We start from the raw sequence: 24,129 nt of genomic DNA on the forward strand, positions 1-24,129 counted from the left end.
GCCCAAGGAGAAGAGTGACGAGCACCACGCCGGGTCGCCGCGAACGTCAACGCGAAGCCACCTACGCCGAGATCGTCACCACCGCGCGGACCCTGCTCGCCGAGGGCAAAGAGCTCTCCCTGCGCGCCATCGCGCAACGGATGGGGATCACCGCCCCGGCGCTCTACCGCTATGTCGCCAGCTATCAGGAGCTGGTCGACCTGGTCGCCTTCGAGATCGACAAGGCCGCCACCGCGACGTTCGCCGAGGCCGCCGCGCGGTACCCCGACGACGACCCGGCCGGTCAGCTCGTCGCCGCCACGGCTGCGTTCCGCGCCTGGGCCCTGACCAACCCGCGCGAGTTCGGCCTGATCTTCGCCAACCCGATCGCCGACAGCAGCTGCGTGCGCCGCGAGCTGCTCACCTCGGCCACCTCCGGGCATTACATGAACGGCCTGCTGGTGCGGATCTGGCAGGAGCGCGGTATCGCGCATCCGTCCCTCGACGAGCTCGAGCCGTCGGTGCGCGAGGCCGTCCTCGACCCGCTGCTGCCGATCGACGCCAGCACCATCCCAGCGGCAGAACGAGGCGTGATCTGGATCTTCATGCGTGCCTGGCAGACCCTCTACGGGGTGGTCACCCTGGAGGTCTTCGGGCACATGGACCCGCGCGTCATCGAGAGCGCCGCGATGTTCACCGCCGCCATGCACTCCCAGCTCCCGCCACTCGGCCTGGAGGCTGAGCCGGAAGGCAGTCGGCTGAAGGCGATCCTGGCCGCCGAGCTGGCGGCTCAGAGCTCGCCGTGGCAGAACCCGTAGGGCTCAAGGGCGTGAGCGCTCAGAAGCCGTACGAGCGCAGCACCTCGTCGACCCAGACCGGCACCAGGTCGCCGGCGCGGCCGTGTCGAGCCTCGGAGAAGAAGTGCGTGCCCTCACTCGGCTCGAGATTGAGTTCCAGGGTCTTGGCCCCACACGACGCCGCCAACTGCACGAATCCGGCAGCGGGGTAGACCGCGCCCGAGGTGCCGACCGAGACGAAGAGGTCGGCGCGGAGCAGCCGGCGCTGGATCTCGTCCATGCCGTAGGGGATCTCGCCGAACCAGACCACGTCCGGTCGCAGCTCCGAGACGCCGCAACGCGGGCAGGGCGGGAAGTCGGCGAGCTCCCCGGTCCACGGCACCCGCCCGTCACAGGAACGGCACCAGGCCTTGAGCAGTTCGCCGTGCATGTGCGCGACCTGCTGCGAGCCGCCCCGCTCATGCAGGTCGTCGATGTTCTGGGTGACCAGGAAGAGATCCTCGCCGAGGACCTCCTCCAGACGGGCCAGAGCGACGTGGGCCGGGTTCGGCTCGACTCCGGCCAGCGACTTACGGCGGTCGTCGTAGAACCGCTGCACCGCGGTCGGCTGCGCTTCGTACGCCTCCGGTGTCGCGACGTCCTCGATCCGGTGTCCTTCCCAGAGGCCGTCGGCGTCGCGGAAGGTCGGTACCCCGCTCTCGGCGGAGATACCGGCACCGGTCAGCACCACGATCCTCATCAGGTGACTCCGAACTCGTTAGGTCTCGTAAGCGGCGACCAGAGTAGCCGGTGCGATGTGCACCCGATCACCTCGCCCAGCGCTGGTCACAACGCGCGCAGATGGGCACGCAGCTCCGGGTCGAGGTGCTCGACGGCGTAGGAGAGCGCGGTGCGCCCCATCCGGGAGGCGTGCTCGGTGAGGAAGTCGACCATCACCGCCCGATCGATCCGCTTACCGACCTCACGGACCATCCAGCCCGACGCCTTCTGGATCAGGTCCCGCCGGTCGGCCAGCACCATCGCGGCGACGTCGAAGGTCGGCTGCGCCTGGCCGGCCTTGATCTGCGCGAAGGTCGCGATGATCCCGACCCGTCGGCGCCACAGGTCCTCCTCCGCCACCAGGTCCCGGATCAGCGCGGTCCCGGCACCGGTCGTCCGGAGGTGTTCGCCGACCAACCATTCACTCGACACGTCGACCAGATCCCAGTTGTTGACGCACCCCGCGTAGACCGCGTCGAGATAGAGCGCGTGCAATTCCTCACGCAACGCAGCGTCGTTGCTGCGCGGCTTGAGCGCCCTCCGGAAGGCGTCGACGGCCAGCACCAGGGCGGCCAGTCGGTGCTCGTGCTCGTCGTCGTCCAACAGGTCGCGGACCTCGGCCAATGCCAACCCGCGGTGTTCCTTGGCCACCGCACGCACCGCGGGAACCCGGACCCCGATGAAGAGATCGCCCTCCCCATAGCCACCGGGGTGGGTCTGGAAGAACCGGGCCAACTGCGCCGCGTAGTAGGGGTCGGCACGCAGCGCGAGCGCGGCGCGGACGTCGTCAGCGGTCGAGGTGGGCACGCGATCACGATACGAGCCGGACCGCTCAGCCTCGACGGCGGCGAAGCCCGACGCCGCCGAGCGTCACCAGCAGCAGGGCGAGCAGCAGATGCCACCAGACGAGCGTGGCGCCCGTGGCGGGCAGTTCCTGCGCGTCATCCCTGGCACTCGACGGAGCGTCGTTGCTCGGGTCGTCGGCATCGTCGTTGTCGCCCGATTCGCCCGTCCCCGGGTCGTCGGTGTCCGGGTCGTCGGTGTCGGCCGCACGGACCGTCAGCGCAGCCTCAGCGCTGAGCAGCTCGCCCGGCGCAGCCGCCGCTGCCCGCTCAGCCCCCGGCACCCGGTAACTGGCCGTCACCCGATAGGCCCCACCACGCTCGGCACCGCAGGCGTTCGACTCGCAACGGCCGTTGCCCGAGATCGCGAAGTCGGAATCCTCGGTGAGCTCCCCGACCACGTTGCCGAAGGCGTCGTAGCCGGTAACCCCGAACGACTGCCGATCACCGGCGTCGATCACGGCTGCATCCGGGCTGAGGACGATGCGGTCCACCTCCGCCGCCGTGACCACCAAGGCGGCGTCGTCGGTGAGTTCGCCGTAGACACCGTTGACCAGGTACCGGCCGGTCGCCGTGCCGGTGCACGCCGCGAGCTCGCACGAGGCACCCTCCCCGGCCGTGAAGGTCGTCTCCTCGGTCACGTCTTCGACGACGCCGCCGGACTCGTCGTGCAGCACGGCGGTGAACGCGGCTCTCTCACCTGCCCGCACCTCGGCCTCGGCCGGCGACACCACGAGGTAGGCCTCCTCCGGCAGCTCGACCGTGAACCGGGCTCTCAGCGCGGGCTGTCCGAACGCCGTCGCGGTGACGTCGTGGCTACCCACCCGGCGCGAGGAGCACCGCGCATCATCACAGGTGGCCCCGGGGCTTGCGTCAAAGCTGTAGGCGCTCGTGACGACGGCGATCAGGTTGTCGAACTCGTCGTAGCGACTGACGGAGTAGTCAACGGCCTCCCCGACCCGCAGCGTCGCGGTCTGCGGCGTCAACGAATCGTGGTCGGCGTCCCCGGCGACCACCTCGACGTCGACGCGGTCACTCAGCTCGCCCAAGGTCCCGGTGATCGAGAAGGTCCCGGCCGTCGTGCTGCGGCAGAGCTCGGCCACGCAGCTCATCGCACCGACGCTGGTGAAGGTGGTCTCCTCGGTGACGTCACCGAGTTCGCGGTCCTGAGGGTCGTAGGCGGTCGCACTCAACGTGATCTCCTCGCCGGCTGCGACCCTCCGGGGCGTCGCGGTGACCTCGATCCGCTCGACGTCGGCGGGAATGACGGTCAGCAGCGCGTTCATTCCCCAGTCGACGTCCGAACCGGTTCGGGACGACCTGTCGACGCCGATCACATAGGTTCCCGGGGTGTTCGCCCAGCACTCGTACCCGTCGCACTGGGCACCGGAGCTGGCGACCATCGACATCTGGATGAAGCCCGAGGGCCGTCCGGCGACGTTGCCGTATTCGTCGAGACTGCCGTAGACGTAGGTCTGCCGCTCGCCTGCTCTGACGACCGCGTTCGCCGGCGCGAGACCGTTGCCGACGCGGTCGCCGGCTACCACCGTCAACGTGCTGGTGGCGCTCAGCGCGCCGAATGTCGCCGTGACCCCGAACTCGCCGACCAGCGTCGAACTGCAGGTCAGAGCCTCGCAGCCGCGCGACTGGCGACCACGAGGGGTCCGCCAGCTCCCAGCACCGTCGACCGCCAGGGTGACGCCGTCGGAGACGGTACCCAGCGGCTGGTCCTGCGCATCGAAGCCGTAGACGACGAACTCTCCCGGCTCACCGGCCGGGACGGTCGGTGCCGCCGGCGCGACCCTGATCGAAGCGACGCGTTTCGGGTCCGCTGTCGCAGCCGGGTGAACACGCAGGCTCGCCGTCGCCACCACGTCGCCGAAGGCGGCGTCGACCCGGTAGCTTCCCGGCTCCATCGAGCCACACAGGACGCCCATGCACTGGGCCGGCGCCTCGACGCGCAGCGTCACGGCACCGAGATCGTCGGGCTGCGAACGGTTGCCGAAACGGTCGACCACAACGGGGACCAGCACCGCCGGTGTGCCGACGCCGACATGGATGTCTGAAGGCGAGAAGAGCATCTCGACCGGCGCCGCAGGCGACACGGTGATCTGCGCATAGGCATGACGGCCGCGGTAGATGCTGAGGATCTGGTACGCCCCGGCCCGCTCGATCCGACAGCTGCCAGCAGCGCAGTCCCCAACCGGTTCGGTCAGATCGCTGCCACCGGAGTGCAGGATCCGGAAGGTGGTCTGTGCGGTCACATCGACCGGCTCCCCAGCAATATCGAGTCCCCGGGCGGTCACCGCGAAGGGCGCCCCGGCCTCGAACGTCTCGCTGCCGAGGACGGTCTCCAGTCCCCCGACGGCCCCCGGCCCGTCCTCCACCACCAGCTGGGCCTGCGCGGTGGTCGACGGATCGCTCACCGGAGACGCGGTGATCGTGTGGCTGCCCACCACAGCCGAGCGGCAGGTGATCGACGGACCGGCGACGGTGCAGGCGACGTCGGGACCGTGGTCCACCTCGACGCCACCGCCGAAGGATTCGATCGGGTTCCCGCCGGCGTCCGACCAGCGCGCATCGAACAGCTGCGGCTCACCCGGGAGAGCGGTGACCCGGGCGGGCGAGAGCTCGAACGTGGCCGGCGCTCCCGGGTAGACCCGCAATGAGGCGACGTCGACCAAACCTCGCCAGCTCGCCTTGATCACATAGTTGCCAGCGCGGGTGGTGCTGCAGACGTTGCCGGTACAGGTTCCGCTGCCACCGACGAACTCGAAGGTGGCTTCGTCGGTGACAGCGGTGGTCTGGGCGGTGTCGTCACCCGCCCAGAGTGTGAAGGTGACGTCGGCACCGACCTCCGCTTCGGACGTGGTCGGCTCGAGCCGGACCACGGTCGGTTCTGCGACGTCAGCCGGGTCAACGGCATCCGGCGTCGGTGCCGGTTCGTCGGTCTCCGGCGGCTCGGAGGCCTGCTGACTCTCGGGAGTGGGACCGGGCACCGAACCCGGTCCGACTTCAGGCTCCTGCGCCGTCACAGGATCGGGCGCCGCCGGACCAGCGGTCGACGCCTCGTCGGGAACCGTCTCGGCCCGAACCGTCTCGGCGACGTTCGTCGGCTCCGGCGCCGCCCCGTCGTCAGCTGCTGCGGCATTGGTGAATCCCCACGGCGCGACCATCGCCATCACTGCCAGCGCAGAGAGCTGTGCCTTGGCCCGACCCGGTCGACGACGTTCCCACATCACAAGCCACTCCTGACGACGCCGGTGGCCCTGGCGCCACCGGTCGCCCCACCGAACCGCGACCGACGCACGCACAGCCAGGAACTGGGGCATGATTCGCCCGCAGATTCACCCGGTCCGGACCGGCTAAGGGGCGTCGAGAAGGTCCAGTTCGACGGCACGTTCCAGCACTGCCGCCTGCGAGTTGACCCCGAGCTTGCGGTAGATCCGTTGCAGATGGGTCTTCACGGTGTTCTCCGAGATATGCAGGGCTGCGGCGATCGCACTCCGGGTCGGGTGCTCGACCATGGCGGCGACCACCGCGCGCTCCTTCTCACTCAAGGTGACCACCGCGTTGCTCGCCGTCTCGAACGCTGCCGGCACACCGATCGCCAAGTGGGCTTGAAGATCAGCGCTGCCGCGCCGCGCCGCGAGAGCGCGGAGGTCGACCAGGTCGTCGGTCGGCAGGTAGGCCAGATGCAGGCGCGCGCCGGTGGCACCGACCTGGGCCACCGCTCTCTCCAACAACGCGATGGCCGACTCCTGATGGCCGAGGCGGTGGGCGGCAGCCGCTCCGAGAGTGAGGGTCGCCGCCCGCGACCGTGCTGTATGCCCGGGCTGAGACTCCTGTCCGGCAAGGGATTTCCACGCCGCGTCGGCGTCGCCGGCGGCGAGCTTCGCCAGCAACGCGGCGGGTGCGAGCTGACCACCGAACCGCGTGGGACGACGTAGCAGAGCTGCTGCTTTGGCACCGTTTCCCGCTGCGAGCCACGCGATCGCGAGAGCGTTGCCCACCGCGGCGCTGGCCAGGTTGTCGGTCATGCACGGCGGCATCGGCCGACGCTGGAGCTGCTCGGCGATCTTCCGGGCTTCGGCACCGGAGTTGCCGAGACCTAGCTGGGCATGCAGCCTCACCCAGGCGTGGAGGGGCCAGAACTCGGTGGTCTCGAAGACCACTCCGCACCCTTCGAAGCGGGCGAGGGCCGCCTTGTGGTCGAAGGTGTCGAGGCTGAGGATCGCCTCGCCGATCCGGCCAGCGGCGTTGACGTGGGTGCACTCCTCCCCCGGCCGCCACCCACCCGGGTCCAGCTGTGCCTGCACCGAGCGCGCCTGATCGACCCAGCCTTCGAAGGCAGACATCCCGAGCGCGTGGGCGATCGAGTGGTTACGCGCGGTCGCCTCGGCGGCCGTCGCTATCGCGCGGCTGGCCACCTCTCGCGCTTTCGCGAGATCTCCTTCCAGATAAAGGGAGTAGGCGAGATTGCGAAGGACCATCGGTTGCAGATCGGCGACCACCTCGCGCTCCGCAGCAGGGACTGCATCGTTGAAGTGGAGCGCCCGCAGCGCCGCGCGAGCCGACTCCTCGCTACGACCCAGCAGCCGGAGACTGACGGTCCGGGCGAGGTGTCCGAGCAGGAAGTGCGCGAGCGTCGGGCTGGCCAGCTTGGGGCGTTCCCACTCGGCAGAGATCTTGAAGAACTCCGCAGCCGCACCTCGCAACGAAGGGTCCCGGAAGCAGGCCAGTCCGCGCCCGAAGGCTAGTGCCGGGAAGTTGATCAACGCCTTGCTGGGCACCGATGTCAGGTGCCGGTTCACCAGGTTCGAGGAGACGGCGTCCTGGTTGGTGCCGACCACGCCCGCATAGACCCACGCCGCGACGCCGAAGAGTCCGGCGCCGACCGCCATCTCCAGGGCAGCTTCATAGCCACCGTGACTGGCCAGCCAGATCGCACTGGACTCCGCGGCGCGGACCTGGTCGGGTCGCGACCAGCCCCGAACCTCGACCAGCATCACCTCGCGCAGCGACTCGACGTACTGGAAGACCTGCGTTCCCGGCGCGAACGGTATCCAACGCCCGAACCCGTGCCACTCCAGATCGTCAAGGATCTCCTTCACCCGTGCGGGTTCCGCGGCCTGCGGCGCCAGCGCGACGGCGAGGTCGGCGTCGAAGTAGGGCGGCACGCTGGTGGCGAGCACGAAGTCGTAGGCCGAACGCTGCTGCAGCTGGATCCTGAGGTCTTCGGCGACGAGACGCTGCCACCCGTCCAGCTCCGCACTCGGCGGTGACGGCAACGACCCGTCGAGCGGGGCGGACGACAGCAGGGCAGCACGCAACGCCAGCGGATAGCCGCGGGTGGCACGGTGCAGCCTGGACGCGGCGGCGTCCGGCATCGGTGCCGCGAAGGCACCGAGTAGGTCCGCGGTCTCAGCAAGCGTGAAGGCGAGGTCGCGCGGGTTGAGCAACTGCACCTCCCCGCGCAGGCTGCGGGCCGGACTGGCCAGACCGCTGGAGGTGCGCGTGGTGACCACGATCCGTAACTGCGGCACGAGCTGGGCGAGGCGGGCGAGGTCGGCGTCCACCAGCTCCGGGGTCGTCCGTAGGCGTTCATAGGCGTCGACCACCAGCAGCGGCGTCCGGCAGAGGCTGAACCCGCGCGCGAGCACCGCAGCCGGGTCGTCGGACTCCTCTATCTCCGAGGCCAGGGCCAACGCCGAGCGGCCCACGAGGCCGGCTCGCCCGACACCTGCCAGCACGGTCTGCCAGAACGCGGCACGGGAGTCGAGGTCGCTCTCCAGCGTGACCCAGACCAGATCGCTCGCCGTCGACGTCTCCGCCCACGCCCGGACCAGGCTGGTCTTGCCGAAGCCGCTCGGCCCGGAGATGACGGTCAACCTGCTGACGCTCTGATCGAGCAGGTCGTGCAGGCGATGCCGGTGGAGCAGTACCGACGGATGGGCTGGCATCGCTCACCTCGTCCCGAGTAGATGCGCGCTCTCCAGGTTAGGGGCGCGGCGTCGGGTCCCGCAGGCGGTTGATCAAGGTGGCCCGCCCGCTCAGGACGACATGGCGCCGTGGTTCTCCGTCATCATCGCGTCGATGCCGTACGTGGTGAGCCGTCTGTTCAACACTCGCTGGGCGTACCGATCGGACCAGCCGGCCAGGCGTGGGCGCTGTCCGGCAGCCATCACCAGCCGCAGCCGCCCCAGCACGAACGGGGCGGTGAGCGCGACGACGAGCTTGTCGGCGGCGGTGACGTCGATGCCCATCGACGCCGCCACTCCCGGGCCGCGGGCAATGGTCTGGCTGACGAAGACCTTGCTCCAGGCCCGCTCGATCCGGTCACCGACCCGGTTACCGAGCGAGTGGTCCGGCAACAGGTAGGCAGCCATCGTGGACCGGACCAGCTCGCCGCAGATCTCGTCGTCGAAGGAGTGCCGCAACGTCGCCTGCCGGGTGGCGAAGGCGCGCATGATGCCGGCCGGGTCGCTCGACAGCAGCTCCTCGGGCATCCCCAGCAGGAAGCAGCGGTAGCGGACGAACTCGTGGATCGCGCGTTCCCGCGGCGTCCATTCGGTCCGGCCGGCGGCGAGTGCGGCGCGGGCCAGCACCAGGATGTTGATCATCCCCGCGGGCATCTGGTCGACCTGCGGCACCGGGATGCCGTAGACCTCGCGGTCCCACTTCGCCGAACGTTTGAGTGCGTTGTAGCGAACCACTGAATGCATCAACCGTACGTGCGCGGCCGTCTCGAAGCCGATCCCGTGCCGCTCCAGGGCGCCGGGCAAGGTGGTGAGCAGGAAGAAGCTGCTGGTCTCGATCACCCGTCGAGCGGCCCGCTTCCCCGAGAGCGCACCGGTCAGCGCCATCGGCAGCGCGGCGTAGGTGTTGGTGAAGGTGCCGAGGAAGGCGCCCCGCATGATGAACGGCGAGAGGAAGGCAGCGGGGACGCGGGAGTGGCGAGCGCCCTCCTCCACGAGCTCCATGTCCAGCCAGGCCGGTGTCGCCTCCATCGAGGCGAGGAACGTGCGCAGCTCGTCCGGGGCGTCCGGGACGGCGTCGATCCCGTCACGGCAGGCCGTCGACAGCATGCCGATCAGCCCCTTCATCCCGTAGGTCTCGACCAGCGCCGCATACGGATCGGCGACGACGTCTCCGAGCAGGGTGGCGGTCCGGATCAGCTCGATCAGGCTCTCGTCCGCCAACAGCGGCCCTCGCTCCGCGAGCCACGAGCTCAGCGCCGATCGATCGTCGGGGTCGACCGTCCACCGGTACGGCATCACGGTGAAGTCGACGTCGCCGTAGAGGTCGGGCTGCAGCTCGGCCTGGCTGCGGACCCGCTCCGCCAGATCAGGAAAGTGGATCGTCATGAGCGGTCGAGCTCCTCTGCATCCGTCCGCCGGTCGGCTGGTTGCCGGAACTGTACTGAGCGGCCAGGGGGCGAACAAGAAGATGAGCGAAAGGTCGAGCCCGGGTCGGCCCCGACGGGCTCCGCGCAGATCGTGGGCTATCCAGCCCGATATGCGACCCTGGGCGGATGCGACGAGTGACGATGAGCGACGCGGCACTCTTCCGGGCCTTCGACCCCGGAACTCTCGCGCGTGGCCGCAGCTATGCGGCGAACCGCCGGGTGCTCTCGACCGCGGTGGAGGGCGGCGTCGGCGACGGGACGACGGTTACCGGCCTCGTCGCCGGGAGCAGCCGCACTCCCTACCGGGTCTCCATCCGGATCGACGGCGACACCATCAAGGCGCAGTGCGACTGTCCGGTCGGTTACCAGTGCAAGCACGCCGCGGCCGCGCTCTTGCAGATCCGGTCGTCGGAGTCTCTGCAGGCAACCCCGACGACGCCGGCCTGGCAGCGCACGCTGGACCAGTTGCTGGTCCCCCTCGAACAGGCCGGCACCGCGCCGACGGCGCGCAAGAGGCTGGCGTTGCAGTTCGAGATCCCGGCACCGAACCGGCGTCGCTACCGCCAGCACGCCGAAGCCGGCCAGAAGCTCTGGCTACGGCCGATGCGTCAGGGTGCTCGGGACAACTGGATCAAGACCGGGATCACCTGGGCGACCGCCGAGGCGCCCCAGTACGACGACGCCCACGATCCGGAGCAACTCGCGGTGCTGAACCGGATCGTGCGCGCGGTCCCCGGGGCCGCGCCCCGCGACGTCGTCGACCTCACTCTGATCGGACCGCAACTGCCTGAGCTCCTCGTCCAGGCCCAGGCGGCCGGCATCCCGTTGCTCGGTGGCGAACGGATCTCCAGCGTTGCGACCGCGGATCCTCTCGACGCCGTCCTGGATGTCGTGTCGAGCCCCGACGGCGCCCAGCTCCGGCTCGGGGTCTGGCACGAGGACCAGTTCCTCACCGGTAACTCCCTGCTGCTCCTGGGGCGGCAGCCACACTCGGTCGCACTGGTCGCACCGACCCGGGAGGGATCGACGGCCCGCCACCCGAAGCTGCGCCTGGTCCTCGCGCCGCTCCGCCACCACCTCCCCGAGGCGCTGCTGCGGGTGCACCAGCGAGGCGGCGCCGTCGAGGTTCCGGCGGCCGACCGAGCCAGCTTCGAGGCCGACTACCTCCCTCGGCTCCGCCAGCAACTGCCGATCACCTCTTCCGACTCCTCGGTGCGCCTGCCCGAGGAGATCCCGCCACGGTTGCAGCTGGTGGTGGCGTGGACCGAGCTCACCGCCGAACTCTCGTGGCGTTGGCGCTACGCCGACGTCGACTACCCGCTCGACAGCAATCTGCCTGCGCCGGCCGTCCGTCGACCGGCGCTGGAGCGTGCCCTGCGCGAGCAGTCGGCGCCATGGGCCCACCTGCAACCGGCGGCCACCTTGACTGCGGCCGCGGCTGTCGAGTTCGTCGCCGACGAACTCCCGGCTCTCCTCGCCCACCGTGCGATCGAGGTCGTGGAGACCGGTCCGCGCCCGCACTTCCGGGCCGCGATCGAAGCGCCGACGATCGAGTTCGTCGCCGACGAGGACGACGCTGCCGAAGGCACCGACTGGCTGGATCTGCGGGTGGTGATCGACGTCGAGGGCGAGCAGGTTCCGTTGACCGACCTGCTCGGTGCGTTGACCGCCGGACAACCGCTCCTGGTGCTCCCCAGCGGACTCCACCTCTCCACCGACCGCGCCGAGTTCCGCAAGCTCGCGGAGCTGGTCGCGGCGGCCGCCGAGATCCGTGGCGCACGGCCCGAGCGGGTCCGGGTCAACGAACGTGATCTGGGTCTGTGGGCCGAACTCGACGAGCTCGGCGAGGTGGACGCACTCGCGGCCCGCTGGGTGGAGGCGGCGCGCGCGCTGATCACCCAGGAGTCGCTGCCGGAGGTGGACCCGGTGGGGCTGGTCAGCACCCCGCGCCCATACCAGCTCCAGGGGATCCGGTGGCTGGCTCAGCTCTGGCAACTGGAGCTGGGCGGGATCCTCGCCGACGACATGGGACTGGGCAAGACCCTGCAGACGTTGGCGTTGATCAGCCATGCCCGGGCGCACGGCGCGGCCCCGTTCCTGGTCATCTCGCCGACCAGCGTGATGACGGCGTGGGCCACCGAGGCGGCCCGGCACACGCCGGGGTTGAAGGTGCGGGTCCTCGACGCGTCGACGTCGCGGCGCAGTGAGTCGCTTGCCGACGTCGCGGCGGGCGCCGACGTCATAGTCACCTCCTACACGCTGTTCCGGTTGGAGGCGGAGGCGTACGCCGACCTGACCTGGGGCGGCCTTGTCCTGGACGAGGCCCAAGCGATCAAGAACCACCAGAGCAAGACCTACCAGGCGGTGCGGCGTCTCGAGGCCCCGTTCCGGCTCGCGGTGACCGGTACCCCGTTCGAGAACCGGTTGATGGAGTTGTGGTCCTTGCTCTCAGTGGCCGCGCCCGGCCTCTACCCGTCACCGAAGAGATTCGTCGACGACGTCGTGCGTCCGGTGGAGAAGCAGGGCGACGCCGCTGCCCTGGCGCGGTTCCGGGCTCGGATCAGGCCGTTCGTGCTGCGCAGGACGAAGGATCTGGTCGCCGCCGATCTCCCGGCCAAGCAGGAACAGGTGCTCGAGGTGACCCTCGGCGCGAACCACCAGCGGCTCTACGACACGTGGCTCCAGCGCGAACGGCAGGCGATCCTCGGACTGGTCGACGACTTCGACTCCAACCGGGTGGCGATCTTCAGCGCGCTCACCCGGCTGCGGCAACTCAGCCTGGACCCGGCGCTGGTCGACGAGGAGCACGAGCAGGTGGGCTCCGCGAAGCTGGAGGTGCTGGCCGAGCATCTGGTCGAGCTGGCGGCCGAGGGGCACCGGGCGTTGGTCTTCAGCCAGTTCACCAGCTTCCTCAAGCGTGCCCGCACCCGGTTGGAGGCGGAGGGGTTGACGGTCAGGTACCTCGACGGCGCCACCCGGCATCGTGCCGCCGAGATCGACGCGTTCAAGTCCGGCGACGGCGATGCGTTCCTGATCAGCCTCAAGGCCGGCGGCGTCGGCCTCACCCTCACCGAAGCCGACTACGTCTTCGTCCTCGACCCCTGGTGGAACCCAGCGGCCGAGAACCAGGCCGTCGACCGGGCGCACCGGATCGGCCAACAGCGGCCGGTGATGGTCTACCGGCTGGTCTCCGCGCGCACCATCGAGGAGAAGGTCGTCGCCCTCAAGGAACGTAAAGCCGAACTCTTCGCCTCCGTCTTCTCAGGCGACGGCGCCCTCAGCGCTGGGATCGGCGCGGACGACGTCCGGGAGCTGTTCGCGTAGGCCGGTGATGCGTCAGCCCGACCGGAGCGCCATCAAGGCAGCACCAACCGAGCTGACCAGTTCAGCACTGCCAAGTGAACGAGATCAGGTCCAGGTCCGAAGCTGGCTGAGCCGACTCCCTGCGAAGCCAGTAGAGCGTCCCGAGGTCGCCCCACATCAGTCCGCCGTCGTCCGAGTCCACCTGCAGCAACGGGCGCCATACGGAAGCTTCGGCAACGACGGCGGCATCGTCATCGACGGTGTCCCCGGGGATCGCCGCTTGAGCAACCTCTAGTTCGACCGGGCCTTGAACGGCGTCGGCCCAACCGCCGATCTGGTGGCGTGGGGAGTCATCCTCATCCAGCGCAAGCAGTGCTTCGTTGAACTCGTCGCTCTGGACCGGATGAGCAGGCCAGGCCTCGGAGTCCTGGTCCCCAGCGTCGAACTCCGCCGCAAGAAGCGGGTGGTCCCAACCTGGATACGTGGTGATCTGGCGTCCGCTCAAGAGAAGCTCACCAAACTCGTCCACTCCGGTCGGTGGGGCGATGGATGCGCCGCTCGTTCGCGGTTCGGAGATGTGGATCAACCGTGCGCCCGCAAGGCTCTCGCGGTCCCAGGTACCGACGACGCTCTCGAAGTTGTTGTACGAGCCGTCGAAGTAGAACGCCAAGAACCGGCCCGTGACAGGCAGCTCGATGCCGGTTTCCAACCCGGTCGCGGCGAGCGCCGCCAGGTCGATCTCGCCGACGAAAGACAACGGACCCGCTCCCTCCCACACTGGCCACGCGAACTCCGCAGGAACAACAGGGCGGCCACCGAAACGAGCTATCACGGCGTCCCCGTCGCAGGCCGCGACCAGCCGAACGGCGGGCCGCACCATGGCCAGCCATCGCTCAGCGGTCTCCGCATCAAGATGCTCACGAGCAATGCGCGTGACCGCCGCCAGATCCTTGACCTCTGGCGCAGAAGCTGCGCCTAGGGGTGGTGAAGTTTGCGACTCTTTCTCACGACGAAACCACGACATTGTCGAATCATCTCAGCGCGCCGCGGATCTCGTGAGGTAGTCGCTGATGATCTGAGGTTCAACCTGTCGGTCAGATCCAAGAACCCCTCAGGGATCGGGCTCGGGCCGAGCAACATGCCGCCTCGTGACAACACCAGGCCCAGGTCGTAGCCAGCGTCGTGCTTGCGCGGCTGGTGCGCGTCGACGCATAGTCCGTACTCCTCGAAGCGAGGCATCAGTTCGGCCAACAGGTCAGTCATGAGACGCTCCGTTCAGTTCTTCCTGATGTTCGGATTACTCGAACATCAGGAAGAACTGAACAACAGGAGCGTTGTTGCACGCCTCGGTGTCGGACAAGGCAGCTGGCTGTCCGTTTGTCTCTTAATAAGTGACAACCGGACACGTCGTTCCCGCTGACCCGAGGTACGCAACAGGCAATGCTGCCGCATCGTCCGCGGGTGACGCACCAAGACTCAACCCCAGAAGATCGGGTCGCCCGAGTCCCCGATGTGGTCGAGCAGCGACTGTACGTTCTTGCTCGACGCCTTCCGCTTGCACTCGTTGAATTTGAGGTTTCGATCGCGCCAATAGATCGACCACAGCCCGGTCGTCCTGGTTCAGCGCAGGCGAGCGAGCGGGAACCGGGCGCGCTCGCCCACGCCGTCCTAGAGCGGTCGGGCCTCGACGATGGTGACGTGTCGGTCCGCGACGTCAGTGTCGACCTTGAGCTCGTCCCAGGGGTGCTCCGGAACGCGCTCACGCGCCCACAGTCGGATCCGGTGAAGGTCGACCTCAGGAAGCCCGATCAACCCCGCTCATCGGTGGCTCCCGTCGGAATCTTGCGGAATCTATGCGGACTGGATGCGGACCATTCGACTGTGAACCCCGCCTGACCTGCGCAAACGCGTCAGATCAGTAGTACCAGGGGAACATTGTCACGGTCGGCGGCCAGCGATGGAGAGGGTTGGCAATGTTGGCCTGACCTGCGGAAACGCGGTGACAACCGTTGGCCGGGTGTGAGCATGTTGGGGAACAGGTGGGGAACGTCAGACCACCGCTCGGCGTCTACGGAACTTAGACGATTTGCCCTCTGCCCTTTAGACGCCTGGGGACCTACCGTCAAAGCCATGACCTGGACAGTGAACGCCCGACAGATGACCGCAGTAGGCGCTGAGGTACCCGTGATCGCAGGCGGCGAAGTGCTCGCCACCCTGACGCCGATGTGGTCCGACGAGGACGGCGTGCGTACGTCACTAGCGGGCTATGGCGCGCTGGACGACCTGTCTGCCGCGCAGATGCGCACTCTGGCGGACGCTCTCTGTCAGGTCGCGGACATGCCGGGGCCGCAATAGCCGCGAGGAACGAACAGAGCGGCCCCGCTCTCCGATTGGCGGGCGGAGCCGGAGGTTTTCCTGCCCGTTCGATGGGTCCGGTCTGCTCGCACGTCCTACGCACGCGCAGCATCACGAACGCCCGCAGCGGCGCTGCGCCCGGCGAAGGGCGTAGGCCGCTGCGCCGCACCAAGTTCAGCCTTTGGGCGGGTTCGTGTCACGGCTGCGCGGGTAGGTGTTCCGCTCGCCAATGGTTCCGTCTTGCTTCTTGATCACGTGTTCTACGCCCCGGTCGATAGCCATGCCCCGCCCGGTTGCCTGCGCTTCAGCCTTAGTGGAATGGGTGTTGCTCGCCCTGTCGTTGCCTTGGGGCCGGTTCTTCCACTGACCGTCTTCGTAATAAGTTTCGATGTCGCCCTTTGCCATGTTCCTTGTCCTTCCGATTCTTCGGCTTCTGTGAGATTCGATGGTCGCAGTCGGTGCCGACAGAATCCGAGAGTGGACTAGACCACGCATAGCAGGCGGTGGTCTTAGCGCGAGTTCCGTCTGCCCCTGCGCGCCTGTTGGTTGAGTTCCTTGCGCGCTTCGTCGGAGGCCACCGCTCGAATGGCCTTCTCGATATCACCTGCGCCGACCCGCGCACCGGGGAGCGAGGCAGGCCGACGCGGTGGCTCGGGCAACACGATGTCGACCTGCTGCGCTTTCCATCGGCTGTCATTCCAACCGACCCTGAGCGAGCCTGAAGGTGCAGCGCCCCAGGCTCGTTCACGAGCGAGGATCATCCGCATTGTTTGCAGCGCCGCAAGGTAGGGCACCTCAACCGGATCACTTCGACCATCACCGCCTTGGAGTTCCGCCCTCACGTCGACGGCCGCTCCAGGACCATGGTTGACGAATACGAGGCTTCTCTCGTCCTCCCACTCTGCGGTGAAGTGTGCCCTCCCGCCTGCGCGATGTTGTCGCCAGAGCGTGAAGATGCTGACCGCTAGTGCCGCAAGTGCTATCCAAGCGCCGCCGTCGAGCGCACCGAGCGTGTCGCCAACCGAGTCCATGTCACCGATCCTTGCTCTTCGAACGATCCCTGGAGGTATACGCGGGAGCCGCATTCCGCGCAGGGGTCGTTGCTCATAGTTCGGACCCTATCGCTGGGTGCCGACAAAGAGCGGCGGAAAACTGCCGGAAGACCGCCCCGAGGATCGCGTTGGACTCTCGGGGCGGTCGTCTGCCCGTCGTGGCCACCATCTGCCGCGAGCGGGCGTTTCTGGCGCTGGTGGATCAATGCACTGATGGAGAACTGCGCTCCTCGCCATCGCTCCCCATGTGGTCCGGCTGGAGGGCATGAACCAGGTACGTGCCGGGCCGGGGTGACGTTGACGCCAGAGGTTTCAGTTGTTGTCGCGGTCCGCCGGAACGGTGTCCCAGTTCGCATAGTGGTCCCGCGTCTCGTCGCTGATGTCGCGGGGGTCACCCACGCCGTAAGCGTCGGTGACGGTGGGGATGAGGAACGCCGCCGTAGCGGCGCTCCCCGGCCCGCCGATCAGGTGACCCGTCACGGGGCCGCCGTCATGGTCAACTTCACGCAGGAACGCGGCTTGGTGACCTTGAGGCCGAACCGACCCTCGCACCGGCCGACCAGTTCGTTCTTGGCGAACCCGCTGAACGGGTTCCAGTCCATCGACACCTGGCCGTCGGTCATCAGCTCCACGGCGTCGGGGTCCATCAGCAGGCCGGTCCCGGCAGGCATGCCGTTCGACAGCACCACGCCCAGACCCCAGGCGGCCAGCGGGTTGCCGCCGAGCGGGCTGTTGACCGCCGCGCCATCCATGTCGCGCGTGCTGTGGGCCAGGAACGCGTTAGTGGTGGTGCGGGTCAGGTCGAGGGCCTCGTGGTCAGCCGGGTTCAGCACGACGACGGGGGTGCCGCTGCCGAGGCTGAACAACTTGGTCATGCCCTTGCGGATGGTCTCCCAGCCATCCACGGACCACGTCTGTACGCCGATGTTGGCGGTGCTCAGGATGCCGGTCATGTTCTCGCCGGTCCCGCTGCCGTTCAGCACCTGCGCCTCGAGCGCGACTTCCAGGCCGTAGGCCATCTCATCGGCCACGAACATCTCCAGCGCGGACAGGTCAGCCAGCCAGTACTTGTCGATCGGTTCGGACAGGTGGGCGATGACCCGCAGCCGGTCCTCGACACGCTCCAGGCCCAGGGCAGAGGTGGGCTTGGTGCCGCCTGCGGCGACCGGTGCTGCGTTGTTGGTGCGGGTGGTCTGCCGCAGGTAGTCGAACGTCGGCGGGGTGTCGAGCTCGGTCGCCTTGATGACGTTCAGCAGGCCGACGACGGGGCGGCCCAGCGGCACCGGGTCGCCGGTAACCAGTCCGGCCGGGGCGACGATGGAGCCGGAGCCAGCCAGCGCCTTGGTGTGCGGGTCCAGCATCCGGGCCGGTGCCTTGGCCAGCGTTGCGCGGGCCGAGAACCGGCGGTCAGACTTGCTGCGCCCGATGGTGCCGCCGATGCCGTTGCCGTCGTCCTCGGGGTCGCGGCCCATGCCGTCGAACCGCGACATCAGGTCGGCGGACTTCTGGATGCGCTCCAACTGGTCGGCAGCAGCCGCGCCCACCAGGGCCAGCGTCTGCCGGTCGTCGTCCAGAGACTTGCCGCCGAGCAGGTCGCTGATCGCGTCCCGGCCCTTGGCGGCCACGCGCCGCAGGTCGTCAGGGCTCTTGCCCTGGCACGCGGTAGTTGCGTGCTTGCGCATGTCAGTCAGGTTGCCCGGCGCGGTGCCGGTGTCGCCCAGCGCGCCCAGCGCAGTGGACAGGATGCTCTTGTTCGTCATGGTGTTTCTCCGATTCACCCCGGCGCGGCGACGCCTGCGCACGGGGACGTAGTTACGAGATGAATGGACCCCGGCGGGCTGACTGGCGACGGACGGGCTGGATACCGGCCGCTGGCCTCGATGTGGGGCGTCCGGTCCGGCGTGACGGACGGGTTGAATACCGCTGGCCGCGCTGCGCCGAACTTCGCCAGGTGGTTCCTCCGCCGAGTTGGCCTTGCGGCTCCTCCTCGGCGTTGACCACCCCGGCGCTCGTCCGGTGATCGGATGCCCAAACCCTACGATCCGCCGGGGGATGGAGGTCAAGTGCGGGTCACGCGCGCGCGACCCCCTGTCAGGGAGGCCGGGGGGAAACGGACCACTACCTGCGGAGTGGGCCGCTCGTTGTGACCTGCCGTGATCGGAACGCCCCTACCCCGGGGGTGTGGTGTCCGGGGGGTGGGGCAGTCTGTGTGGTGGTCACGGGCTGTAGGTGCGTTCCTGAGGGACTGTGCGGCACACGCACGGGGTGGTGGGGTTGGCCTGGTGCCATCGGTTGGTTACCCAGTCGTGGTTCCAGTCCCGGGATACGGGCCCCCCAGCCTCCGGGCTGTAGTTGTGTCGGTTCACTAGGTCGTCGGGCTGTAAGGGTGTTGGTGTCTGTCCCCGTGGTTGGCCGGTACCGCGTGATGCGTTGCATCCGTGGCATGACGCCCGCAGGTTCGCCGGGTCCTCCGCGCCATCAGGGAACTCCGACAACGGGCGGATGTGGTCGGCGGTGAACGCGCGGGGGTGTCCGCGTGGTGCGCCGTAGTCGATACCCGGGCACGTCGGGTAGTTCCAGCACTGGTGACGCTGGGCCCGCAGTTGGGCGGCTAGGCGTCTGAATCGGCGGGTGGTCCGCCCGTGGGTGCTCATTCATCAACCCCTGGGCAGTCGTCGGCATGGAACCACTCGATCCCCCAGCCGGTGCCGGACTGCGGGCGTAGCCGGTAGTCGGGGCGGCAGTGGTGGCAGAACGCCGGGCGCATGCGGATGCCGAGCAGGAGCATCTCGTTGCGGCGTAGGAACGACTCGGGGGCGTCGAACTGGTGGCCGACCCGGGCGAACTCCTGTATCTCGGCGTCGGTGTAGTCCGGTGCCTGTGCGGGCTGGTGGAGGTCGGTGGGTACGTGGTCGGGGATCGTGGTCATGCGTTGGTCTCCTGTTCCTGTTGGGCGCGGAACATGGCCATGCGGCAGGCCATGTCGCCGCACCAGCCGCCCCGCTTCGCCGGTTGGCCGCAGGTCACGCCAGGTGCCAGCAGTGGCGCTGTCCTGCGGCTGCGCGACCAGCAACGGGGCGGCGCTGGGGGCTGGTGTGGGTCGAGCGTTGGGGCACCACGTGACGTGGGACCGGCGGATGGTGGTGCCGTCGGTAACGGTGGGGCCGTTGCAGTGGCCGCAGCGGGGACCGCTGGCCACGATGGTCAACACCGTCATGCCACCACCCGCCGCTTGCTGATCGCGACGGCCCGCTCGGCGCGACGCTGCGCCCGGGATCGGTGGGCGTGGGTGCAGTTCCGGCAGCGCGCGACGCGAGGTCGGTTGCTGGTCACCCACATGTCCGCGCCACAGTCCACGCAGCCCATCCAGAGGCGGTAGGTCATCAGCGATTCGGCAACGACAGCGGCAGGCACGGGCTCCGGCTGCGGAGTCGGTGGTGCCGGGATGAACGTGTACGCCTTACAGATCGCGCACTTCACGCGGATGTCCCCGCGCTTGCCAGTCGACTCGCTCAGGGGCCCGCCGTGGCAGCCATCCTTATGGCGGATCGTTCCCTGTCGGGTGTTCGGCATGGTGGTGTCTCCTTTAGTCGATGGCAGCGGTGTACCGCTGGCCTAGTTGGGTGATGGGCCGGTCACCGGCCTTGATCTCGGACCAGCAGCACGGGCAATGGGATGCCCGGGCGCGGCCGTGGTCGGGGTCCGCGCACGGCGTCCCGGCTGGGAACGTCGGCGCGGTGGCATCAGGGGCAGGCGCTCGCCGCCGAGGGGCTGCGGGTTCCACGTCCGGCACGATGTCGCCGTCAGGGGTCCGGCGCAGCGGTGTCCCGTCGTCGTCGGTCAGGGTCATGGCGTACCCCCGTCCAACAAGTGCTCGTGGCTGTTCAGGTAGCCACGGAGTTGGCCGTGTTCGCCGAGCGCCGCTAGATACAGGTCCGGGTGCTTCACGTCCCCGTGTGTCGTCAGCCCATGCCAGACCAGGCCAGGGTCCAGGTCGTCGCGGTCGGCGGCGGACAGCAGCGCGGCGACCGCCGCGAGTCGGGCCGAATGTGGGGGATGGGGACGCACGGTCGGCGCTTGCGTCGACCCCGTAGTTATCCGTTCAGGTTCCTGTCCCTGTTCAGCGTCGGGGACCCCCGCCTGGTCGCCCGCCAGGTCGCCCGCCAGGTTGCCCGCCAGGAGGGAGCCGGTTTCTGCCACTTGGCGGGGGTCCCCGCCATGGCGCGCATCCCCGCCAGGAGACAGCAGCCAGACCACGACGCCGCGACCACGTGTGCCTGCCTGCGCGATGACCCCGGCGGCAGCCAGATAAGCGAGCGCGTCTCGGACCGTCCAACGGCTAAGGCGCGTCAGTTCCACCAACGTCCCGACCGACGGAAACGCGCGGCCGTCATTGTCGGCATGGGCCGCCAGGGCGGTCAGCACGCGCCTCGCTCTGTCAGGGCCGATTGCGCGCCTGAGGCGCTCTCGTTCGGGGACGGCCGGATCGTCGGGAACTTCGATGGATACCCCGACGGACCACAGAACCCATTCGCGGAAGTCGCGCACGTGGTCACTGGCCCGCCTGGTCCCCGGCGGCGTACTGCGCCTCCAACCAAGAATCGACATCGCTGCGCCGGTACAGCACGCGGCGGCCGACCTTGAACGAGCGCGGCCCCTTTCCGATGTGTCGCCAATAGCGGACCGTCTCGGCCGGGGTTCGGATCAGTTCCGAAACCTCGGCCGTGGTCATGTGGTCTGGCATTTCGCACTCCTGTCGTCATCACATCCGGGCAGTTCCCGGTGGTGCTCGTTGACTAGGTTTGCGCTAATTGCGTACGCTAGGAAGCGTAAGCATCTGACACAGGAGTTGCGTATGTTCGAGTTCTACCCCAAGACGCAGGGCGGGCAGCAGACCGTCATCCGTGTCCCAGAAGACGTTGACTACGTCGGCGTTGGCGATGACGGCACGACCCTGCCACTCCAGTTTGAGGTCGTCTTTCTGTCGGAGCGGGAGGGCGAAGCTGCGCACCGCGCGTCCTTCGCCGTCATCGGCGGTCGGCCCGTATGCATGGGCGCTGGGGCGTTCATGGTCGAGCCCGATGACCGTGAGGTGCAGACAGCCGACCTGCGCGCGATCCGCGTCAGGGACATGCTTGACCACGGCGTCCGATACCTGGCGGCCAAGCGCTCCGTTTCGCAAGCCGGGTCCGCCTGGGAGATCGGTCCAGATCTGGGCCGCGAAGGCGTGCGGAAGGTCCAGCAGGCGCGGCGACGCGTGAACGACGACCAACTCCGCGAAGTGGCCCGTGTCTACAAGGCCAATCTGGACGGCGCGCCGACTGCTGCGGTCAGGGACCACTTCGACACATCCCTCCGCACCGCGTCCAACTGGGTGAAGCGGGCCACCGAGCGCGGGTTCATCACCACGCGCCAGCGAAAGGGGGAGTGATGGCGACATCACACGTGCGGGACCTGTGGTTCACCACGGACAAGGAGTCCGGCGAGCAGGTACGGACTGCCCGCCACGGCGTCGGGAAGCGCTGGCTGGGCCGATACCGCGACGAGACCGGGAGGGACCACACGCGGGCGTTCGTGCGAAAGGTTGACGCGAACAACTGGCTGGCCACCGAAACGGCAGCGATGGTCAAAGGCGAATGGGTTGACCCCAACGCCGGGAAGGTCACGCTGGCGCGGTTCTACGCCACCTGGTCGCCCAACCAAGTGTGGGTCGATTCGACCCGGGACAACGCCGACCGCACGGTGGACACCTGCACGTTCAAGGACGTGCCCCTGCGGTCCCTGCGGAAGTCCCACGTCGAGGCGTGGGTGAAGGGCATGACGGCGACGTTGGCGGCGACCACGATCGACACCCGCATGACGATCATTCGAGGCGCGCTGCGGGCTGCGGTCGCGGACCGCGTGATCGCCCGCGACCCGTCCGAGGGTGTGGCCCTCCCCCGCAGACGGAAGGCCGAGGCGGCGATGCGCCTGCCGTCCTCCGAGGACGTCGGCCTACTGCTTGCGAACGCGGATCAGGACAAGCGGGTATCGACCCGGCACGGGTTCCGGGCGTACGTCGCGTTGTGTGCGTTCGCCGGGCTACGCAAGGGCGAGGCGGCGGCCGTTCAGGTCGGGGACATCGACTTCTTGCGCCGCACCCTCCGCGTGACGAGGCAGTTGCAGCGGGATGGCCAGACCTTCAAGGTAGTGCCGCCGAAGTACGGGTCGGAGCGGACCGTTTACTTGCCCGACGGCCTCGTGGCGATCCTTTCCCAGCACGTAGCTGAGCACCCGCCACACGAGGATGGCTGGCTGTTCACCGTCGGGAACGGGCCCCTGTACGACAACGCGATCACCTGGCGCTGGCGGGCCACCAGGGACGCGGCCGACGTCGACGTACGACTGCACGACCTTCGGCACTACTTCGCCAGCGGCCTCATCGCTGCGGGCTGCGACGTGGTGACCGTGCAGCGGGCGCTGGGGCACGCCAGCGCAACCACCACGCTCTCGACCTACGCCCACCTGTGGCCAAACGCTGAGGACCGGACGCGAACGGCGGCTGCGGACCTAGTTGCTGCCGCGCTTGGGGAACACGTGGGGAACAAGGCGGCCAATTAGCCCGTTGACCTGCGGAAACGCCGAATTCTAGTAGTACCAGGGGTACGGGCTCCAGTCCGGCTCCCGCTTCTCCAGGAACTGGTTGCGGCCCTCGACGGCTTCGTCGGTCATGTAGGCGAGACGGGTGGTCTCGCCGGCGAAGAGCTGCTGGCCGACCAGGCCGTCGTCGAGGAGGTTGAAGGAGTACTTGAGCATCCGCTGGGCGGTGGGGCTCTTGCCGTTGATGATCCGGCCCCATTCCAGGCCGGTGGCCTCGAGCTCGGCGTGCGGGACGGCCTTGTTGACGACGCCCATCTTGACGCCGTCCTCGGCGGAGTACTCCTGGCCGAGGAAGAAGATCTCCCGGGCGAACTTCTGCCCGGCCTGACGTGCGAGGTAGGCCGAACCGTAGCCGCCGTCGAACGAGCCCACGTCGGCGTCGGTCTGCTTGAAGCGACCGTGCTCGATGCTGGCCAGGGTGAGGTCGCAGACCACGTGCAGCGAGTGCCCGCCGCCGGCCACCCAGCCGTTGGCCAGGCAGATGACGACCTTCGGCATGAACCGGATCAGCCGCTGGACCTCGAGGATGTGCAGCCGCGCCAACCGGGCCTTGTCGATCGGGCTCGGCTCCTCGGCGCCCGTGGCACCGGTCGCCAGCGATTCGCCGTCAGCCTCGTACTGGTAGCCGGCACGCCCCCGGATCCGCTGATCGCCACCGGTACAGAAGGCCCACTTGCCGTTCTTCTCGCTCGGGCCGTTGCCGGTGAGCAGCACACAGCCGACGTCGGCCGAGATCCGCGCGTGCTCCAGCACCCGCAGCAGCTCGTCGACCGTGTTGGGCCGGAACGCGTTGAGCACGTCGGGGCGGTCGAAGGCAACCCGGACGGTGCCGTGGTCCACCGCCCGGTGGTAGGTCACGTCGGTCAGGTCCTCGAACCCCGGCACCGGCTTCCAGGCCGAAGCGTCGAACGTCTGGGACACACCCTCGATAGCGCTCATGGTGGGTCACGTTAGTGGGCGCTCACCGCCGTCCGCATCAGACCCCCGGGCCAGGG

At 68.6% G+C, this 24,129-nt stretch carries 22 protein-coding genes and 1 pseudogene; 5 read left to right on the forward strand and 18 right to left on the reverse strand.

Translation table 11 applies throughout. From position 1 onward, the window contains the following. Positions 1 to 14 precede the first annotated feature (14 nt). Positions 15 to 797: a TetR/AcrR family transcriptional regulator gene (locus tag ACLM5J_RS03570; RefSeq protein WP_413654675.1), complete on the forward strand. Its 783-nt coding sequence runs from the start codon at positions 15 to 17 to the stop codon at positions 795 to 797. 19 nt (positions 798 to 816) lie between these two features. Here ACLM5J_RS03570 and ACLM5J_RS03575 read toward each other — a convergent pair whose 3' ends face one another. The 5 genes from ACLM5J_RS03575 to ACLM5J_RS03595 all read right to left on the reverse strand — a co-directional run bounded on the left by ACLM5J_RS03575 (position 817) and on the right by ACLM5J_RS03595 (position 9,744). Further along, positions 817 to 1,515, reverse strand: a complete 699-nt coding sequence (locus ACLM5J_RS03575; protein WP_413654677.1) for an NAD-dependent deacylase — start codon at positions 1,513 to 1,515, stop codon at positions 817 to 819. An 86-nt stretch (positions 1,516 to 1,601) separates the two neighbouring features. After that, complete coding sequence (locus ACLM5J_RS03580) at positions 1,602 to 2,342, reverse strand: DNA alkylation repair protein (RefSeq protein ID WP_413654679.1); 741 nt, start codon at positions 2,340 to 2,342, stop codon at positions 1,602 to 1,604. A gap of 25 nt (positions 2,343 to 2,367) precedes the next feature. Further along, positions 2,368 to 5,616 (reverse strand): hypothetical protein, encoded by a 3,249-nt coding sequence (locus tag ACLM5J_RS03585; protein ID WP_413654680.1) that lies wholly within the window; start codon positions 5,614 to 5,616, stop codon positions 2,368 to 2,370. Positions 5,617 to 5,742: 126 nt separating this feature from the next. Next, positions 5,743 to 8,340, reverse strand: a complete 2,598-nt coding sequence (locus ACLM5J_RS03590; RefSeq protein WP_413654682.1) for a LuxR C-terminal-related transcriptional regulator — start codon at positions 8,338 to 8,340, stop codon at positions 5,743 to 5,745. 90 nt (positions 8,341 to 8,430) lie between these two features. Next, positions 8,431 to 9,744, reverse strand: coding sequence for a hypothetical protein (locus tag ACLM5J_RS03595; RefSeq protein ID WP_413654683.1), 1,314 nt, complete (start codon positions 9,742 to 9,744; stop codon positions 8,431 to 8,433). Positions 9,745 to 9,926: 182 nt separating this feature from the next. Between ACLM5J_RS03595 and ACLM5J_RS03600 the strand changes: the two genes are divergently transcribed. Continuing rightward, positions 9,927 to 13,109 (forward strand): SNF2-related protein, encoded by a 3,183-nt coding sequence (locus ACLM5J_RS03600; protein ID WP_413654684.1) that lies wholly within the window; start codon positions 9,927 to 9,929, stop codon positions 13,107 to 13,109. A gap of 61 nt (positions 13,110 to 13,170) precedes the next feature. Here the strand turns inward: ACLM5J_RS03600 and ACLM5J_RS03605 are convergent, their stop codons facing one another. From ACLM5J_RS03605 to ACLM5J_RS03615, 3 genes and pseudogenes are all read right to left on the reverse strand, one after another. Continuing rightward, positions 13,171 to 14,112 (reverse strand): YwqG family protein, encoded by a 942-nt coding sequence (locus ACLM5J_RS03605; protein ID WP_413654685.1) that lies wholly within the window; start codon positions 14,110 to 14,112, stop codon positions 13,171 to 13,173. Between the two features lie 452 nt (positions 14,113 to 14,564). Further along, a pseudogene (locus ACLM5J_RS03610) lies at positions 14,565 to 14,696 on the reverse strand (DUF3024 domain-containing protein); the annotation flags it as partial. A gap of 60 nt (positions 14,697 to 14,756) precedes the next feature. After that, on the reverse strand, positions 14,757 to 14,900 hold the full coding sequence (locus ACLM5J_RS03615) for a hypothetical protein (RefSeq protein WP_413654686.1): 144 nt from the start codon (positions 14,898 to 14,900) through the stop codon (positions 14,757 to 14,759). A 318-nt stretch (positions 14,901 to 15,218) separates the two neighbouring features. Between ACLM5J_RS03615 and ACLM5J_RS03620 the strand changes: the two genes are divergently transcribed. Beyond that, positions 15,219 to 15,443, forward strand: coding sequence for a hypothetical protein (locus ACLM5J_RS03620; RefSeq protein ID WP_413654687.1), 225 nt, complete (start codon positions 15,219 to 15,221; stop codon positions 15,441 to 15,443). Between the two features lie 174 nt (positions 15,444 to 15,617). On the opposite strand, the gene ACLM5J_RS03625 is transcribed toward ACLM5J_RS03620, so the two are convergent. The 9 genes from ACLM5J_RS03625 to ACLM5J_RS03665 form a co-directional block, all read right to left on the reverse strand. After that, positions 15,618 to 15,848: a DUF2188 domain-containing protein gene (locus tag ACLM5J_RS03625; RefSeq protein WP_413654688.1), complete on the reverse strand. Its 231-nt coding sequence runs from the start codon at positions 15,846 to 15,848 to the stop codon at positions 15,618 to 15,620. Positions 15,849 to 15,952: 104 nt separating this feature from the next. Next, on the reverse strand, positions 15,953 to 16,474 hold the full coding sequence (locus ACLM5J_RS03630) for a hypothetical protein (protein WP_413654689.1): 522 nt from the start codon (positions 16,472 to 16,474) through the stop codon (positions 15,953 to 15,955). Between the two features lie 333 nt (positions 16,475 to 16,807). Next, entirely contained in the window at positions 16,808 to 16,975 is a 168-nt protein-coding gene (locus ACLM5J_RS03635) for a hypothetical protein (protein ID WP_413654690.1), read from the reverse strand. Beyond that, on the reverse strand, positions 16,972 to 18,255 hold the full coding sequence (locus tag ACLM5J_RS03640; RefSeq protein ID WP_413654691.1) for a phage major capsid protein: 1,284 nt from the start codon (positions 18,253 to 18,255) through the stop codon (positions 16,972 to 16,974). The genes ACLM5J_RS03635 and ACLM5J_RS03640 overlap by 4 nt, the downstream gene beginning before the upstream one ends. A gap of 456 nt (positions 18,256 to 18,711) precedes the next feature. Then, positions 18,712 to 19,149, reverse strand: a complete 438-nt coding sequence (locus ACLM5J_RS03645; RefSeq protein ID WP_413654692.1) for an HNH endonuclease — start codon at positions 19,147 to 19,149, stop codon at positions 18,712 to 18,714. Beyond that, on the reverse strand, positions 19,146 to 19,424 hold the full coding sequence (locus ACLM5J_RS03650) for a hypothetical protein (RefSeq protein ID WP_413654693.1): 279 nt from the start codon (positions 19,422 to 19,424) through the stop codon (positions 19,146 to 19,148). The genes ACLM5J_RS03645 and ACLM5J_RS03650 overlap by 4 nt, the downstream gene beginning before the upstream one ends. A gap of 284 nt (positions 19,425 to 19,708) precedes the next feature. Further along, complete coding sequence (locus ACLM5J_RS03655; protein WP_413654694.1) at positions 19,709 to 20,068, reverse strand: hypothetical protein; 360 nt, start codon at positions 20,066 to 20,068, stop codon at positions 19,709 to 19,711. 273 nt (positions 20,069 to 20,341) lie between these two features. Next, complete coding sequence (locus tag ACLM5J_RS03660) at positions 20,342 to 21,103, reverse strand: helix-turn-helix domain-containing protein (RefSeq protein WP_413654695.1); 762 nt, start codon at positions 21,101 to 21,103, stop codon at positions 20,342 to 20,344. Further along, positions 21,048 to 21,239: a helix-turn-helix domain-containing protein gene (locus ACLM5J_RS03665; RefSeq protein ID WP_413654696.1), complete on the reverse strand. Its 192-nt coding sequence runs from the start codon at positions 21,237 to 21,239 to the stop codon at positions 21,048 to 21,050. Before ACLM5J_RS03665 ends, ACLM5J_RS03660 begins: the two co-directional genes overlap by 56 nt. 111 nt (positions 21,240 to 21,350) lie before the next feature. On the opposite strand from ACLM5J_RS03665, the gene ACLM5J_RS03670 reads away from it, so the two are divergent. Together ACLM5J_RS03670 and ACLM5J_RS03675 are read left to right on the forward strand one after the other, a co-directional pair. After that, on the forward strand, positions 21,351 to 21,926 hold the full coding sequence (locus ACLM5J_RS03670) for a hypothetical protein (RefSeq protein ID WP_413654697.1): 576 nt from the start codon (positions 21,351 to 21,353) through the stop codon (positions 21,924 to 21,926). Positions 21,927 to 21,940: 14 nt separating this feature from the next. Next, positions 21,941 to 23,095, forward strand: a complete 1,155-nt coding sequence (locus tag ACLM5J_RS03675) for a tyrosine-type recombinase/integrase (RefSeq protein ID WP_413654698.1) — start codon at positions 21,941 to 21,943, stop codon at positions 23,093 to 23,095. Positions 23,096 to 23,122: 27 nt separating this feature from the next. Here ACLM5J_RS03675 and ACLM5J_RS03680 read toward each other — a convergent pair whose 3' ends face one another. Continuing rightward, positions 23,123 to 24,073 carry a 1,4-dihydroxy-2-naphthoyl-CoA synthase gene (locus tag ACLM5J_RS03680; RefSeq protein WP_413654699.1) on the reverse strand — a complete coding sequence of 317 codons (951 nt, stop codon included), beginning with the start codon at positions 24,071 to 24,073 and terminating at the stop codon, positions 23,123 to 23,125. Positions 24,074 to 24,129 lie beyond the last annotated feature (56 nt).

The organism is Nocardioides sp. Bht2 (assembly GCF_047308515.1).
Taxonomy (GTDB): Bacteria; Actinomycetota; Actinomycetes; order Propionibacteriales; family Nocardioidaceae; genus Nocardioides.

Bases quoted from the DNA above. Each gene is read 5' to 3' on its own strand.
- ACLM5J_RS03680 (WP_413654699.1), bottom strand. From the start codon at position 24,073: ATGAGCGCTATCGAGGGTGTGTCCCAGACGTTCGACGCTTCGGCCTGG.
- ACLM5J_RS03605 (WP_413654685.1), bottom strand. From the start codon at position 14,112: ATGTCGTGGTTTCGTCGTGAGAAAGAGTCGCAAACTTCACCACCCCTA.
- ACLM5J_RS03585 (WP_413654680.1), bottom strand. From the start codon at position 5,616: ATGTGGGAACGTCGTCGACCGGGTCGGGCCAAGGCACAGCTCTCTGCG.
- ACLM5J_RS03655 (WP_413654694.1), bottom strand. From the start codon at position 20,068: ATGCCGAACACCCGACAGGGAACGATCCGCCATAAGGATGGCTGCCAC.
- ACLM5J_RS03600 (WP_413654684.1), top strand. From the start codon at position 9,927: ATGAGCGACGCGGCACTCTTCCGGGCCTTCGACCCCGGAACTCTCGCG.
- ACLM5J_RS03620 (WP_413654687.1), top strand. From the start codon at position 15,219: ATGACCTGGACAGTGAACGCCCGACAGATGACCGCAGTAGGCGCTGAG.
- ACLM5J_RS03575 (WP_413654677.1), bottom strand. From the start codon at position 1,515: ATGAGGATCGTGGTGCTGACCGGTGCCGGTATCTCCGCCGAGAGCGGG.
- ACLM5J_RS03670 (WP_413654697.1), top strand. From the start codon at position 21,351: ATGTTCGAGTTCTACCCCAAGACGCAGGGCGGGCAGCAGACCGTCATC.
- ACLM5J_RS03645 (WP_413654692.1), bottom strand. From the start codon at position 19,149: ATGAGCACCCACGGGCGGACCACCCGCCGATTCAGACGCCTAGCCGCC.
- ACLM5J_RS03630 (WP_413654689.1), bottom strand. From the start codon at position 16,474: ATGGACTCGGTTGGCGACACGCTCGGTGCGCTCGACGGCGGCGCTTGG.
- ACLM5J_RS03625 (WP_413654688.1), bottom strand. From the start codon at position 15,848: ATGGCAAAGGGCGACATCGAAACTTATTACGAAGACGGTCAGTGGAAG.
- ACLM5J_RS03665 (WP_413654696.1), bottom strand. From the start codon at position 21,239: ATGCCAGACCACATGACCACGGCCGAGGTTTCGGAACTGATCCGAACC.
- ACLM5J_RS03595 (WP_413654683.1), bottom strand. From the start codon at position 9,744: ATGACGATCCACTTTCCTGATCTGGCGGAGCGGGTCCGCAGCCAGGCC.
- ACLM5J_RS03640 (WP_413654691.1), bottom strand. From the start codon at position 18,255: ATGACGAACAAGAGCATCCTGTCCACTGCGCTGGGCGCGCTGGGCGAC.
- ACLM5J_RS03590 (WP_413654682.1), bottom strand. From the start codon at position 8,340: ATGCCAGCCCATCCGTCGGTACTGCTCCACCGGCATCGCCTGCACGAC.
- ACLM5J_RS03660 (WP_413654695.1), bottom strand. From the start codon at position 21,103: ATGTCGATTCTTGGTTGGAGGCGCAGTACGCCGCCGGGGACCAGGCGG.
- ACLM5J_RS03650 (WP_413654693.1), bottom strand. From the start codon at position 19,424: ATGACCACGATCCCCGACCACGTACCCACCGACCTCCACCAGCCCGCA.